The 16,543-nt window shown below is 56.0% G+C and carries 11 protein-coding genes; 5 read left to right on the top strand and 6 right to left on the bottom strand.

Going from position 1 to position 16,543, the window contains the following annotated elements; translation table 11 throughout:
- Positions 1–477: 477 nt before the first annotated feature.
- The 6 genes from K3752_RS17725 to K3752_RS17700 form a co-directional block, all read right to left on the bottom strand.
- Positions 478–1,173 (bottom strand): PIG-L deacetylase family protein, encoded by a 696-nt coding sequence (locus tag K3752_RS17725; RefSeq protein ID WP_170367216.1) that lies wholly within the window; start codon positions 1,171–1,173, stop codon positions 478–480.
- Entirely contained in the window at positions 1,170–2,084 is a 915-nt protein-coding gene (locus K3752_RS17720; protein ID WP_260066603.1) for a methionyl-tRNA formyltransferase, read from the bottom strand. The genes K3752_RS17725 and K3752_RS17720 overlap by 4 nt, the downstream gene beginning before the upstream one ends.
- On the bottom strand, positions 2,081–2,707 hold the full coding sequence (locus K3752_RS17715; protein ID WP_260066602.1) for a sugar transferase: 627 nt from the start codon (positions 2,705–2,707) through the stop codon (positions 2,081–2,083). Before K3752_RS17715 ends, K3752_RS17720 begins: the two co-directional genes overlap by 4 nt.
- A gap of 703 nt (positions 2,708–3,410) precedes the next feature.
- The gene (locus K3752_RS17710; RefSeq protein ID WP_170530480.1) at positions 3,411–4,616 is read right to left on the bottom strand and encodes a polysaccharide pyruvyl transferase family protein; all 1,206 of its coding nucleotides are present in this window, start codon (positions 4,614–4,616) and stop codon (positions 3,411–3,413) included.
- A gap of 313 nt (positions 4,617–4,929) precedes the next feature.
- The gene (locus tag K3752_RS17705; RefSeq protein ID WP_170422123.1) at positions 4,930–5,781 is read right to left on the bottom strand and encodes a sulfotransferase; all 852 of its coding nucleotides are present in this window, start codon (positions 5,779–5,781) and stop codon (positions 4,930–4,932) included.
- Between the two features lie 438 nt (positions 5,782–6,219).
- Positions 6,220–7,395, bottom strand: a complete 1,176-nt coding sequence (locus tag K3752_RS17700; RefSeq protein WP_170440005.1) for a DegT/DnrJ/EryC1/StrS aminotransferase family protein — start codon at positions 7,393–7,395, stop codon at positions 6,220–6,222.
- A 689-nt stretch (positions 7,396–8,084) separates the two neighbouring features.
- Here K3752_RS17700 and K3752_RS17695 point away from each other — a divergent pair.
- The 5 genes from K3752_RS17695 to K3752_RS17675 all read left to right on the top strand — a co-directional run bounded on the left by K3752_RS17695 (position 8,085) and on the right by K3752_RS17675 (position 16,540).
- On the top strand, positions 8,085–10,121 hold the full coding sequence (locus K3752_RS17695; protein ID WP_170442410.1) for an AAA family ATPase: 2,037 nt from the start codon (positions 8,085–8,087) through the stop codon (positions 10,119–10,121).
- Positions 10,118–11,554, top strand: coding sequence for a polysaccharide lyase family 1 protein (locus tag K3752_RS17690; protein ID WP_260066581.1), 1,437 nt, complete (start codon positions 10,118–10,120; stop codon positions 11,552–11,554). The genes K3752_RS17695 and K3752_RS17690 overlap by 4 nt, the downstream gene beginning before the upstream one ends.
- 383 nt (positions 11,555–11,937) lie before the next feature.
- Positions 11,938–14,100 carry a nucleoside-diphosphate sugar epimerase/dehydratase gene (locus tag K3752_RS17685; RefSeq protein ID WP_260066601.1) on the top strand — a complete coding sequence of 721 codons (2,163 nt, stop codon included), beginning with the start codon at positions 11,938–11,940 and terminating at the stop codon, positions 14,098–14,100.
- 83 nt (positions 14,101–14,183) lie between these two features.
- Positions 14,184–15,365 carry a glycosyltransferase gene (locus tag K3752_RS17680; protein ID WP_260066599.1) on the top strand — a complete coding sequence of 394 codons (1,182 nt, stop codon included), beginning with the start codon at positions 14,184–14,186 and terminating at the stop codon, positions 15,363–15,365.
- The gene (locus tag K3752_RS17675; protein ID WP_217355749.1) at positions 15,323–16,540 is read left to right on the top strand and encodes a glycosyltransferase family 4 protein; all 1,218 of its coding nucleotides are present in this window, start codon (positions 15,323–15,325) and stop codon (positions 16,538–16,540) included. Before K3752_RS17680 ends, K3752_RS17675 begins: the two co-directional genes overlap by 43 nt.
- The last annotated feature ends 3 nt before the right edge of the window (positions 16,541–16,543 follow it).

Here is a 16,543-nt window from a genome sequence, read left to right as displayed (position 1 = left end):
GTGGCAACGTTCTTGCAAGTCGAGGGCGCTGGCAATGGCAGAGACGTCATTTGGCGGATACGCCCGGCCCAAAAAGGGGCAGAAGGGAGTACTGCAGGGCACCCGCACCAAGATCTCAAGTACCTTGAGAATTGGTATTGCAGTTACTCATACTTCCGACTTTCTCTCTTTGGCGCTGTGATTGCCGCTCTCTAAATGTGCTTATGTCCAAGGCAAGACTTCAACTGTGAAGTTGAAACAAGTCCGTCGTTTGGACACACAGCGCTGTCCCCATCGACTTTTGGCTTAGGCGGATTGCGCGGATGTAAGCCGAGTGCACAGCGTCAGGTGAATTGTTCTTCGATCCATTGGCCTTAGAAGTCGCTACCGATGACTTGAATTGATCAAAGACTAAGACGATCGAAGTGAAAAACCTGGGCTACGGCGTCGATCTGTTCCTGATCATAGATGGGCCACATCTGCATTTCGCACCTCCTGTCAAATCACCGATCGGACCAGAACAAAGCCTTCAGCCGCCGACCGGTGCACCGTCGCGCCGCGCAGGGTGGCCAGTGCGCGCAAGCTGTCGACCGATCGTTCGTGCGGTGCCTGTTTGACCTGGCTTTCGAACTTGCCGAACGCCTCCAGCTTCCGCTCGATCGTGTCCGAGATGTCGACAAACACGTTTGGCACGAAGGCCGGGGTCAGATAGGGGGCGTTCCAATTTGTTTCGGAAAGGGTTTCGTAGGCCAGAATATTGGCTGGATAGTCATGTTGATGCGGGCGGCTTGCCACCAGCGTGGACAGAAAACTCAGCTGGTGATCCATATGGATGTCGCCCGGATGTGGAGCCAGGATCAGGCTGGGGGCGATGTCGCGGACCAGCTTTCCCAGCGCACCGTTCAGGTCCGAATGGGCATGTTCTGACAACTCCGCCGCATTGAAGTCCATCCAATGTGTTTCGGTGACGCCCAGCAGATCATGCGCATTGCGTGCCTCGCGCCGTGTGGTTGCGACCTGTTCATCGGTAAACTTCGGGGGTTTGCCACGAGTGACGACAACCACATGCACTTCGCGCCCAGCATCGGCCATGCGGGCCATCGTGCCGCCGGCGCCCAGAACCTCATCATCGGGATGCGGAGCGACGATCAGCGCGGGGCCGGCGTGGCCAGTGGTCAGGTCGGAAGCGATCATGGATGTGTCCTCAGTTTCGCGTGAAGGGCAGGGGGTGTGTCGGCCCCTGACCATTCAGTTATGTCCAGACAGCGCCCGTCGCCGCAGGCCACCGTAAAGCCGCCGTTGCCGATGGCCTGAATCTGGCCGGGCAGGCCGATGAAGTAGCCCTCCGGTTCGGTATACCTGACCCCTGTCAGAACCAGTTTCGCGCCATCGGGGCCATAGGTGTAGGCGCCGGGGTAGGGCGGACCCGAAGCACGGATCAGGCGGTGGATGTCCGCAGCAGGATTGGTCCAGTCAATCAGACCGTCCTCGGGGCGGCGGCGGGCGCACAGGCTGATCCCGTCGGTGCGTTGCGGTTCGGCCGGGATATCGCCGTTGGAAATCTGGTTCAACAAAGGCGGTAGCAGTCCTGAGACGGCACGCAAAGCTCGATTGTACAACTCGCGGGCGGTGACGGTTTCGGGATCGACCGCATAGATGGCCTGAGCGGCGATAGGGCCGTCATCGGCGCCTTCGCCCAACCAGAAAAGCGAGGATCCGACGTTTCGTTCCTGCAACAGGATCGTCCAGGGGATCACACCGCGACCCCGCAGGCGGGGCAGGGCCGACGGATGAAATCCGATGCAGCCAATCCGCGCCAACGCCCGGAACTCGGGGCCGCAGATCTGTGACCAACCGAGCACCAGGATCAGGTCGGGTTTGACCTTGGCAATCTGTTCGAGAGTCGCGGGATCGTTGGTTTTCTCGATATGCAGAACCGGGACACCATACTTCTCGGCCGCCGGTGACAGGTCGACGAAATCCGAATGCCGCGCGGACAGGCGTGGCGACAAGGTTACCAGAAGGGCCGGCACATGCCCGGCGCCGCACATCGACATCAAGGCTGCAAGCGTGGTCTCGACGGCGCCGACAAGTACGATATTCACGCGTTCATCTCCTGCATGTCCTGGGCCAGCGGGCCATTCGAGTCCATCCATTTCCGGGCCGCCTCGATCCGGTCGTCGCGGCGGGGTTCGTTGTGCAGGGCCGCTCCGACCGTTTCGCCCAGAATCTGCAGGTCCAGCGCCAGTGACCGATGCGCCACATACCATAGATCAAGGCTCAGCTTTTCACTGTTGCTGAGGTTGGTGTTGCCGCTGACCTGCGCCCACCCGGTCAGCCCCGGCCGAACGGAACATCGGTATTGTCCGGCGGGTCCGAAGTTTTCGATCGTTTCAGGCAGCAAGGGGCGAGGCCCAACCAGGGCCATTTTGTTTTGCAGGATCAAAACGAGTTGCGGGATCTCGTCGAGCCTCAGGCGTCTGATCATTGCCGTTGCGCGCGTCTGGCGATCCGCATCGGGGTGCAACGATCCATCTGCCGCGCGTGTCTCTTTCATGCTGCGCAGTTTGTAGAGCCGGAAATTGCGACCCTGTCGTCCGGCTCGGATTTGCGAAAACATCAATGGACGGCCGATGGACAAAAGCACCACGACGCACGCAATGACAAAGAAGGGAAGCGCGAGCAGGCCCAGAAGCAGGCAGATCAGGATTTCAAGCAACCGGTTCACAAATCAAATCCAACTCGCAACACGCGGGGTCCCGCGACACACAAAAAATCAACCAATACAAAGGGACGCGACACGCCACCCGAGCAACCGCGACTGAAATACCGACAACCCGGGTCGACAAGCGGCGATGCAGCAAGATTGGTCGAAACGGATTCTGTTTGCAAGCCGTCGATGCCTCCGCGGGATGCAGGGGCTGAGAATGCAAGGCTGACTAGACGATGACGCTGATTTGCCCTTCGTGTTGCGTAAACGATTCGAGTCAAAGTCTGAAACTGTTTCTGACTAGGAGGCTCCGGTTCTAGCACGGAACTTTTTTCTGACTGCTGTTGAGAACTTCAGTGTTGATGTTTGAACATGGTGGATTCGAGCTGTGGATTGCCATGGGGCTGCCGTTGAAGAGAGTAAACAGTTGGGCGAGCGGTTCGCATTTGCCGAACGAAGAGCGGCTGTGGAACTGTGCTTGTGGTGCAGTGATTTTGTTCAACTCTCCGAAAAAAAAACACTGCACGAGCATACCCACTTAAATAGTAATGTGAGACCCGCTTTCGCACTCCAAGCACCTAAATTGATGGCGCAGTGGCACAGGTCTCCTTTTTCGCGGACGCAAAGAGATACAACGGCCCACGATATCCGGAATTCTAGGTCGCCGCTGGCTGTGTGTCGTTTTTGTGTGAGTGCCGGCTATTTACCGGGTGTCCTTCTGCTAGGTGGCTGTTGTGTTTTGCGGGGCGATTTCGTTTGCAGCTTCGGCGACAACGGAAGAGGCTTGCAGGTTTTTCAAGCGGTCTTTTATGGTGCGTGACTCGTTTTCGTGGTTCGCCGCCATTTTGTCGATTTGTTCGATGATGCGATCGACGCCTGGGTTTCTTATGTCAAACACGTAGTCTTGCTGTTGGAAGTGCTCGGCCAGGTCTATGTATTTATTGGCCCACCCGAGAATGATTGCGGGCACGCCGCTTCTGTATGCGAACACGACCGAATGGTAGCGTGACGCCACAACGTATTTGAACCTGCTGATGATGTTTATGAGTTCCGGGCTCGAATACTCACCGGCAATCACGCCCACGTTGTCTTTGTTTCTGGTCTTTCCAAGAACTGTTTCAACAAGGTGCGTATCGGCAGTGGAGGTGGTTAGAATGTAGACTTTTTCTCCATTGTCCACCAGTTTGTCGAGCAGCTTTGCGTACAGATTGAAGACTGCTTCGGGGTCACCAATTCTGAAGATGTTCTCATTTATTATGAACCCGACAGAGCCTTTGGTTGGGTAGTTCGTCTCGTCCTCCTGGTAGGATGGGTAGATATCGCTTGCTTTTGGAAAGAATTTTTCTCGAACAACCATGTCCGTTGATAATTCAACGTTGTCCAGACCCAGGGATTTCAGGCAGCCAAACCCCTCTTTCTCGCGGGCATATATTTTCGTGGCATAGGTCAGTTCGTCTTTCATCTCTTTGAGGAAGGCCCCGTTGTCGTCATCGTCCCAATCAAAGGGGCCGAAACTCTGAGGCATCAGGACGATTTTCGTGTTGTACCGTTTGGCGTATCTTATCGTGTCCAGCAGCAACCCGCCGCCTTTCTTTGACCAGCCTGAGCCAAGGGTATACCCGCTCGCATCGAACACAGCATCCGCTTCCCGCAGCGCTTTTTCCATTTCCGGGATCTTGCCCTTCCACTTGTCGGTTTTCTTCATCATGCCGACGAAAGAGGTCAAAAGCGGTTCCAGCAGCGGAACCTTGTTCAGCCGGTATTTGAAAACCAGCCGAGTGTAGTCGTCGTAGGGTAGCAACTTGAAAGTGTATTCTTCGGAGGGGTCGTATTTGTTGGAAAAGCCGACCACCTCGCAATCCTTGTAAATCGACTTCAACCCATAATAAAGCGTGAGAAACATCGCCTGAGAGCCTTTGTTTCTCATCTGAATACCAGTTATTACAAACTTCTTCATATCAATCAGCGGATGACAGCATGTATCCGCCTTTCTCCTTTCTTTTTATTTGGCAAAAAATGCCGATTTTTCCCGATCCCGGTTGGTATGTTTCGAAAATCTGCACCCATTTGAGCGAAAGCGATGATTGTTTGAACCATTCAGGCCACTGCCGCGGTTCAGGTGCCGCGGAAACGGAAAAGCTCCTCAATCGATCATGATGTTCCCGCGCGCTGGTTTGGTCTCCTCTCAGTCAATGTGTGCTTTATGTGGGTACGCGTTCCGCTTCAGTCTCCGAGCGACATCAGGCTGTCATTCCCCCCGGCTCGTCCATCGACCCATACCAATGGCTGAGTGACTGACCGCTAATCTGCTCCAAGGCCTCGATAGACGGGCCGTAATAGTCGTTAAGCCGTTTTCTTAGATCGTCCGTGAGCGGCGGGTACTGGGTTTCGCTTGCAATCCACCCGCGTGCCGTTTCAAAGGTTGCGGTCCCTCTTAGGGGGCGGACTATCGGCTTCATCCACCCAAGGCGCTTTTTCCAATGCGCTGGCACATTGGGAGCGGATTTGTCCTTTGTCTTGCTCCATCCTTCCGGCGCCAAGGGGTGCGGTGGCAAATCAAGATGGGTGCGAACCTGCGACATCTGCCCCTCTGGATCGTCCAACACGCCTTCGAAGAACAGGATGAGAAGCTTCTCGCGTCCGAACAGGTCGATGTAGGTTTGCAGATGTGACGCAAAATGACCGGAGATCAGCAATTTGTTGCCGCCGCCCTGCGAAGGGTCGAGATAGGACTCGATGTCTGGTCCGACCTCACCGCGCTGGAACAACATACAGTAGTTGGAGTAGGCCCGCTCGACGGGGTTGCGCAATTGCGCAATCAGCTTCACATGAGGCATGCGGTCGTGAATATGGGCTGCTGCATCGGGCGCATACAGGTAGGAATTGGACTTTTCGCCAACGGTCTGGCCCACCCCCGCATCTTTGAACTGAGAAAGGTACCATTCGTCACCTCGGCTGTAATTCCGAGAGAAGTAGTGAAGTTCCGGGTCTGGCATGTAGACTTCCGGATCAGATTGCAGCTGTTTTTGAAGCCAGGTGCTCGCCGACTTCCCTGCACCTATGATGATGAAATTTATGTCTTTGAAATGCATTGGCTAAGGGCGTCTCCGGTTGATGCGCTTGAAAATGGACAGTAAACGCCGATTGTAGCGCATAATTGGGATACGGATTTGCGAGTTGTAAGAACTGCTAATCCGCAATCATGGCGGCTATATTCATGAGTCAAGTATAGCGCCGGAATTGAGGCAAACTTAAGCCGCTGGGCAAACAGTGTCGAAGCCTCCAGCGCACTGTTCGTGATGTGGAAACGTGGTCTTTTGGACGTACTGCGGGACCGTGTTCTCGCGCGGCACGCCCCAGAGCAAGAAAGGCCTCGGTCACGATACAGAAAATGATTGTCCTTGCGGATGGCTTGGAGTGTTCCTCGATGGAATTGGCGGTCACGTCGACGATTGCGCGCTTCAATGGTGAATTCCATTTGCATTGCATCCATCACCGGCCCAGGACCCTCCCGCTTGATTGAACCAAATTCAGTGCTTTCCAGAGGCCTCGAGAATTGGGAGGGCGGCTTGAACGAGCGCTCTGATCTCATTTTCAGACCAGGTCGGGTCGACCAGGAAGGCCAGGCTCGTTTCGCCGAGATCGCGGGCGACAGGCAGCCGAGCTTTCGGTCTGATCGACTCGGGAAACACGGCCTCAAGGTAGATCTCCGGGCAGCTTCCAGAAAAAACCGGGAAACCTGCCGCCTGGATCTCAGTCATGATCCGATCGCGGCTCCAGCCTTCAGCCAGTTTTTCTGGTCGAACGTAGGTATAGAAGCGGTACCAGGCATGGGTTAGATTTGGGGCTGGCATCGGCGTACGAAGGACCGGGCAGTCTGAGAATGCTTGCGCGAGAATATGCGCGTTGCGTGCCCGGACCGACTGCCACTCAGGCAGACGACGAAGCTGAATCCGGCCAAGCGCGGCAGATATTCCGGTCATCCGCAGGTTGGTGCCGAGATGCGTGTGCAGCCAGCGGAACCCCGGTGGATGATCCGTGGCGAAGACTCTGTCATAGTCTTTTCCATGGTCCTTGTAGCTCCAGGCGTATTTCCAAAGCTCGGTATTGTTGGTTACGAGGAGACCGCCCTCTCCACCCGTGGTAAGGATCTTGTCCTGGCAAAACGAGAAGGAGCCAAAATCGCCGTATGTGCCTACGGGGTGGCCGTTGATCAAAGCGCCGTGGGCTTGGGCGCAATCTTCGATGACCCACAACTTGTGCTCTGCAGCCAGTTCCATGATTCCAGGCATGTCGCATGGCCATCCGCCCAAATGGACGGGAATGATGCCTTTTGTCCTCGGGGTTATGCAGGCCCGAATTGTTTCGGGGGTGAGGTTTCCGCTGTCAGGGTCGATATCAGCAAAGACGGGTATCGCGCCAAACAGCAGAACGCAGGACGCCGAAGCTACAAAGCTGCGTGGCGTTACGATGACCTCATCGCCAGGGGCCAGTTTGAGCGCGGCAAGAGCCGTGTTGATTGAGACGCTGCCATTCGCGAATGCTACGGCGTGCTTCACATTCAAAGCTTCGGCGTATTCATCTTCGAAAGATCTTACATCTGCCCCGGTCCATGCATTGACCTTTCCGGATCGGAGCAGTTCTGCGACGGCTTCAATTTGAATTTCATCGAAATGCGGCCAGCTTTGTGAGGATGGGGTAGACAATGTGCACTCCGTCAAATGGCGTGGCGATGAGAGCGAAAGCCTCACGGGCGGTTTTGCGAACTGCGGCGCCCCATACCCGTCACCCGTGCGTCAGGGATTATGGACTGAATGCTGCGTGAACTAAAAGAGGGTCTGGCGCGTCCGGTTGGCTTGATTATGCGGCGGATTTTCGATGAAGCAAGCGCTGTGTGTCGATTCATCCGTGCCGCGCGATGGATTTTATCAACGGGCGCGGGCCGGCGAAGGGTTTGTCGCCTTTGCGGATTGGAAAAGGCTGCGAGGTTTTGGCCAGCCACTCACATTTTCGCCTTCGACAACCGGCAAAAGGCGGGGTGTCGAACGCCCATGCGTTCATGAGCCGTGCAGAGGTCCATGAAAAGCTGGAGGATTGACGTTGGCCCGGCAACGAGAAGCGACGCCGTGGCGCAATCGGAAACACCATGTCGATTGCTGTGCATTGTCCTGATGGCGTCACCAGCTTCTCACCGGGACAGGGTAGCAAAAAACCAACTTCCAGTGGTCCAGGTTTGGGCGCCGCACACAACCTGAAGCCTCTCTTCGTGAACGAGTGGCCCGTCGGGCGGCGGTCTGCCAACTCACTCTTTCTGAAATGCACGGCGGTATGCTAGATGTCCTGCAGATGTTTCTGCAGTCAAGGTGGGCGGTCATTTTTTGCTGAGATCTATTTCTTGGCCGGAAAACACTTCATCATCCGCTCTTACATACACGAGTATCCACGCGATCAGGGTATCCAGATTTCGAAGAGGTGTTTTTTGAACGTATCCCCCCAGAGCGACATATCGAAGTCGGAACCCACTTCGCGTGTGGGTCTGCAGGATCTGTGGCATCTTTTTAAACACAATTTTGTCCTGATCTTTTGCTTTGTTGCGGTAGGCATGGCGCTCACTGCAGCCGTCGTTTTTTCCATCAGTGAGCGTTACGTGGCGACCTCGGTCATCGTGTTGGAGACAGGCAATACCGCCTTTGACACGGTCAGCTCCCGCCTGCGCGTCATCGATCCAAGTGTGGCCCAAACCGAGGTCGAGGTGCTGCGGTCGCGCCAGTTCGCCGAATCAATTGCGGAACGCATGGAGCTTTTTGACGATCCTGACTTTGCACCCAGCTTGGGGGATAATGATTTCTTTTTGTCGCGACTGTTTCGCTTTCTTCAACCCGGGGGAAGCGGCAGCACCATCAATGCCGCAACCTCTGGTGAGGCGGTGGTAACGACCGAGGCAAGCGACCCGGCAGAACCGCTCGACGAAAGTGATCTGGAAGCCCTGAGTGAGGCAGACCGCATTGCGCAGTACGAAGCCCTGCAGCGCGAAGCCGTTATCGACAAGCTCCTTGGTATCTATTCGATCAATTACCCAGGCCATGGCTTGGCGATTCGAATAGAGTCCACATACGAAGACCCTGTATTTGCTGCGCGGGTCAGCAATGTTGTCGCAAGGACTTATATCGAGGAAGGGCTCCGCCGACAGCGGTTGGGTATCGACAGCGCTATCAACTTTCTGCGCAAGCGGTCTGTGACTGCCATCGAAAACCTTACAACACGGCAAGCTGAACTTGCGGCTTTGATTCGGTTGAATGCGCTCGATGACAGCAACCGCACCGAAGCGATGCTGGCTGAACTCGAAAGCCTGCGCGCAATCGCCGATCTAGAAGAACAGGGCGAGGGTTCGGATCTTGCGCGGCAGATACAGCAGCGGACTGATGCGCTTCGCCAACGCACCCGGGCTGAATTGGAGCGCGCGCAATTAGAACTCGCATTGCAGATCGATCAGCAGCGCTATCAATCGATCTTCGAGCGCTTGAACGATTATGAGGCGCAACGAGACTCGCTCACGCCCACGGCACGCCAGATCACCGTGGCGCAGCCTCCTCGAAAGCCCTCCGAGCCGCAACGTGTCGCAACACTGGCCGTCGCGTTTGTGGTCTTAAGCTTCTTTGCCTTTATTTATGTTCTGTTCCGCGAACAGATGAACGCGCAAATCTGGACGGTGGGCAGCGCCGAGGAGGCAAGTGGTTTGCCCGTCTTGGCGCAGATACCCCGGTTGCCGCGTTCGGGGGCTGGCGCGCGTGGTCACTTGATCGAGCACCTTTCTGCGGCTCCCTACTCGGCGTTCGGGCAGGCAGCGCGGTCACTTGCTACGTCAGCACTGGCCAGGACGGATACGGATAAAGGCGCTGCCCTGATGGTTCTCAGCGCCCTGCCCAACGAGGGCAAGTCCACCGTTTCCGTTGCCCTTAGCGCCTGTGCTGCCCACGACGGTCTGCGGGTAATTCTGATTGATCTGGATGTCCAGCAACAGAGCGCCAGCGCACTGCTTGGTGTGCCGAATTCCGATCTTGCCCTGCAGGATGCTTTCGACAGTTTCGAAACGTTCAGGAGAGGCATAAGCACCTGCAGTCAATACCCTCAGCTTGACGTGATCAACTTTGGACCAACCTCGCATTTCGGTCTCAAGTTGCGGGCTGATCGAAGCGAGGAAACCCGAATTGAGAACTACCTGCGCAAAACCTATGATCTCATAGTGATCGACACACCGTCGTATCTGGCTACAGAGAACGCCAATCGATTTGCAGAGTTTGCCGATGTTGCCGTTGTTGTTGCTCGTGCGGGGCAAACAAGAGAGCGGGCACTGCGTGCAGCAACTCATGCCATGCGCAGTAAAATGATTCCGCTGGTTGGTGTCGCACTCAACGCCGTAGGCAAGCGATGAGCGATGGGATCACGCCGCGGCTCGGCACCCACGTCACAGTCGCAAACAGTATAAGGGTGAGCGTCGCGATGTACCTAAGACTCCTAACCTGCCTCTTGGCAGTCGGGTTTGCCGGAATTGCCTCTTCCGAACCGATTGCCTTCCCCGGTGCCATTGGCTTTGGTGCCGGGGCAATCGGTTGGCGTGGGGGTGAAATTATTGCCGTTACCACGCTTGAGGATAGAGGAGAGGGCAGTTTACGTGCGTGCGTAGAGCTTGATGTACCTCGCGTTTGTGTCTTTCAAGTCAGTGGCACAATCGAGCTCGACAGTGAACTTAGGGTGGGGTCGAATGTTTATGTTGCCGGGCAGACAGCGCCCGGGGATGGAATTCAGCTGAAGTTGCGCGACAGCATCCGATCACCGCTCGTGATCAAGGGCGCGCATGACGTAGTCATCCGTTTTCTCAAAGTGCGCCCGGGTCCGAGCATTGAGGATAGCCCGGCGGTTGATGGGATCACCATCGAGAACGCAGAGCGGATCTACATTGATCATGTCTCGGTAATGTTTGCGACGGATGAGAACATTAATGTTCATGTGAGCAGCAGCACTGCGGCTGACATCACCATTGCAAACAGCATCTTCGCTTATGGGCTGGAAAAAGCGACCCATCCCAAGGGGGCGCACTCGAAAGGCGCATTGATCTGCTCACACGAAGGTTCGGATAATGCCTGTGGGCGGATTACGTTGACGCGGAACCTATTTGCCCACAATCGGGATCGAAATCCTGATCTCAAGGCGACGGATATTGGTCCGATCGAGGTTATCAACAACGTCTTCTACAATGCTGGGAGCCAGTTCGGCGAGTTTTACAACAACCTCGGAACTACACGCGTGAACTATGTCGGCAACGTTGTTCTGGCAGGCCCGAGTACGCGCAAGGATCGACGCTTTGCTGTTGAGGCGTTCCTGATGGACCCCCAAAACCTGATTGAGATCTTTGCCAAGGACAATATCGCAATGGATTGCAAAACCGCGATACCGTTTGAGGTTCTAGATCCAGTTGCCAAGGATCATCAGGTTGCCACACCAGCCGACCCAATCGCTTCACCTGTCTTCTCCGTAAGTGAAACCATGACCTATGTTCTGGACAGAGCAGGAGATCAGATACCCGGCACGCGCGAAGCCGATGATCTCGACGCGCGGGTGCTCAATCATGTGCGCAATTGTGACGGGCGAATTGTAGACGATCCATTGGCCGACTTGGGCGGATGGCCGGAGATTTCAGCCGACCGGGAGCCTGCAGGCAGCGATGGCAGTGGCCTGGCTGATGCGCGGGACGGGCTCCGCCCTTCGTTTGATCTTTATGATCCTCAAGATGCCTGGGCAAAGCTTCCGGGAGCCGAAACATCCAATCTCGAACACTACCTCGCCAAGCTCGCTGGCGACGCCTAGCTGCAGCAAATGGCTCGATCATAATTTCGCCGTAGTTTTGTGGCCGAATCGGGCGTCCGGCATACCGTCCCCAATCCGTCGTTTTTTCATGGATTCTCCACGGTGGCTCAACAGTTCGGCTATGGCTGCTGTCCGCATTTGCCTAATTTTTAAGCAAGTGTGGGGGCGAAGTGAAAACTGGGTACCGGAAAAGTAGAAGCGCCACATAACATGCGGCCTTAAGTTGTGCTTTTGGAAGGTTAAGGGATTTGGTGTGCTCACGCGCATGAAATCGATTTGAGAAAAATCTACTTAACGTTAAGCTACCTACAAGTTTTTTAGTATGCGCCAAAACTGGCTCCATTTTGGCGTTCTGTTGTTTGTTGTTTTGGGGGTAATTTGTTGTGAAGTTCATTATTGGGCATAGAAATACACCTGCCTCTCAATTCCGCACTTTTGGTTCAGGGGTCCGGGAATTCCTTTTGAGTGTCGCCGGTGAGTTGAAGTCTCACAAGCGTCTGTTTTTCAGCGATATTTTTCTGGTCGCCGCTGCGCTTTCCGCGTCCTACATTCTGCGTAGCGGGCTCCCACTTGATGCGACCCACAGCGAAAGCATCACGGGTCTCGTGCTGACAGGTGTTCTGACGGCAGCCGTCATTTTTCCCCTTTTGGGAATGTATCGGCGCCATCCGGAGACAACGTCTATCCGTGACGCAGTGATCGTGACAACGGCAACGACATTGGTGCTGTTGGCAATAGGCATCCTCCGGTCGCTTGGGTTGGCAGCAGTGAACGTCCCGCCCGAAGTTATGGTCATTGCTCTATTTGTGGCGCTTCCGTTTCTGTGCGGGACGCGCTTGGTCCGGAGGATCAACCAAAACCTGTTGGGAACGCTTCTTGGCGGAGGCAATCATTTGCAGGCGGCAACAGCGGAGCCTGTATTGCTTGTTGGGACCGGGACCGCCTGCGATCTGTTTTTGCGGGCCGTACGTAATATGCCCAATCCGCCTTACCAGCCGATCGGCATCGTTGACGGTGTCGAGAACACAAGAGGTTTGGTTTTTCACGATGTCCCGATCGTTGGTTCGGTTCTGGACGTCGAAGCGGTCAAAGACTGGTTCGCGACGCGCGCGCTGCCCCGCCACATCGTGCTGACAGAAGCCCCCGCACAGTTCAACGAGGACGAAGTGAGGAAGCTTGTGTCATGGGCCGAAAGCCAGGGCATCGGTGTACGTCGCTTGCCGGGGATCTGCGACTTGCACGGGCTCAACGAATCTCGCCCGCTGAGTATTGAAGAAGTCCAGCCGAACGATCTGCTTCAGCGCCCGGCCCACGTCGTTGATCGCAAGCGCCTGGCCCGGCTGGTCACTGGCCGCCGGATCGTCGTGACCGGCGCCGGCGGCAGTATCGGCGGAGAACTTGTGCGTCAGATTGCAGCCAACCATCCCGAGAGCTTGTTGCTCATCGATAACTGCGAGTTCAATCTATATTCGATTGGCCAGGATCTAGACCGTCATTTCTCGTCGGTGGTCAAGAACTGTGAAATTTGCGACGTACGCGACCGTACGCGGGTTGAGAATCTGTTCATGACCTATCGTCCGGATATCGTCTTCCACGCTGCGGCGCTCAAGCATGTGCCCATTGTCGAGGCCAATCCCGGCGAAGGTGTGCTGACCAATGCGATCGGAACGCGCAATGTCGCGGATGCAGCCCGCCACGCAGGAGCTGCCGCAATGGTGCAGATCTCGACCGACAAGGCAGTCAATGCAACGTCGGTTATGGGAGCAACCAAGAGGGTTGCAGAGTTCTATTGTGGCGCGTTGGATCGGGAGGCGGAGCGCGAGGGAAAAGGCACACGATTTATGACTGTGCGCTTTGGCAATGTGCTCGGTTCCTCAGGATCGCTTATACCCCTTCTGAAAGAGCAGATCGCCAGCGGCGGACCTCTCACCGTAACCGACCCCAGAATGGAGCGGTTCTTCATGACGATCCGCGAAGCGGTGGAGCTTACTCTTATGGCGTCCGCTCATGGGATCGAGCAAAAAACATCGCGTGGTGCGATCTTTGTTCTCGATATGGGTGAGCCGGTCCGGATCATCGACATAGCAGAGCGGATGATCCGCCTGTCGGGCTTGGAGCCAGGCAAGGATATCGGGATCAAGATCATTGGTATGCGACCAGGCGAGAAGTTGTTCGAAGAACTCTTTGACAAGCTCGAAACCCGCGCACCAAGTGGTCTGGAGGGTGTGATGGTTGCAACCTCGGCAGAGGTTTCGCTGGCCGACGCCAAGGTGTGGATGAGCCGGCTAGAGGCCTTTGCGCGTCTGGGTGACTCGTCAATGATCATTGATACACTCCGCCAGATTGTTCCCCGTTACCGCGCCAATGAGGGTAAAGACGCTGAGCGGATTGCTGCATCGGTGGTGTTCGGGGCAGGAGAAGCAGAGCCAGGCGCAGTCAATACACCCGGAGAACCGACCGAAGGCGCGCGCGTCAATCTCACCAGCATGCTGAAGCCACAGAGTGGCAGATTGCTGGCATTCCCAAGCGCCCTGGAAAAACAGTGACGCACAGATTGGTCCCGGACTTTGGAAGCACTTAAAACCAGCGGATGGGGTTCCAACGATACAAGCAGTCCAAAGGAAGCGACATGAAGGTTCTCCATTGCATCACGAGCACCGGTTTTGGGGGCGCCCAGATCATGCTTCTGAGGTATCTCCGCGCCCTTGGGCAGCGCGCATATGACCACTCTGTTTTGTCGCTGATGCCCCAGGGCGCAATTGGCCAGGAAATCGCGTCCCTTGGTGTACCGGTGCATGACTTGGGGCTGCAACAGGGCAGGTATTCCGTAAGGGCGTTGAAGACTCTCAGGCAGCATGTCCGGCACACCCGACCGGACCTGATTCATGGGTGGATGTATCACGGAAATCTTGCGGCACGTCTGGCAACCATCGCGTCCACGGCCGCGCCACCTGTACTTTGGGCTGTCCACCACTCGCTGCAGGATATCCACAATGAACGCCGTTCAAGCCGTTTCTTCATACGTAGCGGTGCGGCGCTATCCGGTGGCGTTTCCGGAATATCGTATTGTGCGCAAGTCTCAGCAGCACAGCACGAGGCGATAGGCTTTGCTTCCGATCGATCGATTGTCATCCCAAATGCGATCGACACCGACGAATTCCGCCCCGATGCGGAGGCGCGGGCGCGGTTGGGGGCCATTGCAGGTATTCCTGACGGCCGGATCATCATCGGCAATGTGGGTCGCGACCACCCAATGAAAGACCAGGCCCGGATGGTCGCTGCCATCGCTCGATTGCTTGAGCTGGGTTATGACGTTCAGGGTGTTCTGATCGGGACTGGACAAGACGTGGGCAGCGCGCGTCGCGCCTCTCACGAGCTCGGAATCTCGGATCGCATCAGCACGCTGAGTGAACGGAGCGACATTGCAAAGCTTGTCAGCGGGTTTGATATTTTTCTTCTGCCATCCGCATGGGGTGAGGCTTTTCCACTTGCGGTGTGCGAAGCCATGGCTTGTGGTGTGCCATCCGTCGTCACGGATGTGGGTGATACCGGTTTGATCGTCGGTGAAACGGGTGCGGTCATCCCCCCCTCAGACACCGAGGCCCAAGCCAATGCGTTGGCCAAAATGGTGGACCTCGGCCCATCTGGCCGCCAGGCTATGGGAGCCGCTGCGCGAGACCGGATTTGCCAAAACTTTTCGATGTCTCGTTACATTGATGCCCATGATCAATGGTATCATGAGGCGATCTCTCAAGGGCAGAGAGGCGCATGGAGCCTGAACATGGCATCGAAAACAGGAATTTCGAAATGACGGGCAAGGTAGCGCCAAAGCGGATCGCCCTGGTCAGCAGTTACGCACCAAGCCTGACACGGTTCCGTTTCGATCTGATCCGCGCCCTGATTGCCGAAGGGCACCATGTTACCGCTTTTGCACCCGAAAACGACCGCGCTGTGGCCGACACGCTTGCCGATATTGGATGCGACTTTGAGGTGTTGCCAATGGCGCGGACGGGGACCAATCCTCTGGCGGATGCTGTGCTTTTGATGCGTATGGTACGTGCATTCCAGCGTCTGCGCCCCGACGTCGTGATCTCTTACACCATGAAGCCTGTCATCTATGGCGGTATCGCTGCGCGACTCGCAGGGGTGCCGGAACGCCATGCCCTGATGACCGGCCTCGGCTATGTCTTTGCCGATCCGGATCCACGTGGCAAACGGCGTATACTGCGGGACGTTTCCGTGCGGCTCTATCGCGCCGGATTGCGCGGTGTGGGGCGCGCTTTTGTCTATAACGGCGCGGATGAGGACGACATACGCCGGTTTGCCATGCTGGATGACAATTCCAAACTCATCAGGGTTGCAGGCACGGGCGTCAACCTTGAGCGTTTTGCACACAGGGCATTCTCCGAAGGTGCTCCGAAGTTTCTTGTCATTGCACGCCTTCTTGCTGACAAGGGTGTTCGCGAATTCGTTGCCGCTGCAAAACGCCTCAAACCTGAATATCCGGACGCGGAGTTTCGAATTCTTGGCCCGCTCGATCCCAATCCCAAAGGAATAAAACCGGATGAAATCGAGAAATGGACTGAAGACGGCATCGTGACATACTTGGGTGAGACGGATGACGTCCGCCCCTATCTGTCAGATGCATCGGTCTTTGTGCTGCCGTCCTACTATCGAGAGGGCATCCCTCGCTCGATACTCGAGGCGATGGCAACAGGGCGCCCGGTTATTACCACTACGCTACCGGGTTGCGGAGATACCGTGGAGGACGGTGTGTCTGGTTTTCTGGTTGCTCCTCGCGACGCCAATGCCTTGGCGGATGTGATGAGAAAGTTTCTTGATGACACGGATCTTGCACTGCAGATGGGGAAAGAGGCGCGCGCCCGCGCGGAGGCGGTATTTGATATTCACAAAGTCAATTCTCACCTGTTGACTGAAATGAATCTTGGCGCTGCCCGCCATCCGTCCTCGACACGGGCGGCTTGAGTG

Source organism: Ruegeria sp. B32, assembly GCF_025141855.1.
Taxonomy (GTDB): domain Bacteria; phylum Pseudomonadota; class Alphaproteobacteria; order Rhodobacterales; family Rhodobacteraceae; genus Ruegeria; species Ruegeria arenilitoris.
This window is presented reverse-complemented; position numbering and strand designations above follow the sequence as displayed.

Coding starts and splice junctions, on each gene's coding strand:
- K3752_RS17725 (WP_170367216.1), bottom strand. CDS start 1,173: ATGATCGCTTCCGACCTGACCACTGGCCACGCCGGCCCCGCGCTGATC.
- K3752_RS17710 (WP_170530480.1), bottom strand. CDS start 4,616: ATGAGAAACAAAGGCTCTCAGGCGATGTTTCTCACGCTTTATTATGGG.
- K3752_RS17705 (WP_170422123.1), bottom strand. CDS start 5,781: ATGCATTTCAAAGACATAAATTTCATCATCATAGGTGCAGGGAAGTCG.
- K3752_RS17690 (WP_260066581.1), top strand. CDS start 10,118: ATGAGCGATGGGATCACGCCGCGGCTCGGCACCCACGTCACAGTCGCA.
- K3752_RS17680 (WP_260066599.1), top strand. CDS start 14,184: ATGAAGGTTCTCCATTGCATCACGAGCACCGGTTTTGGGGGCGCCCAG.
- K3752_RS17675 (WP_217355749.1), top strand. CDS start 15,323: ATGGAGCCTGAACATGGCATCGAAAACAGGAATTTCGAAATGACGGGC.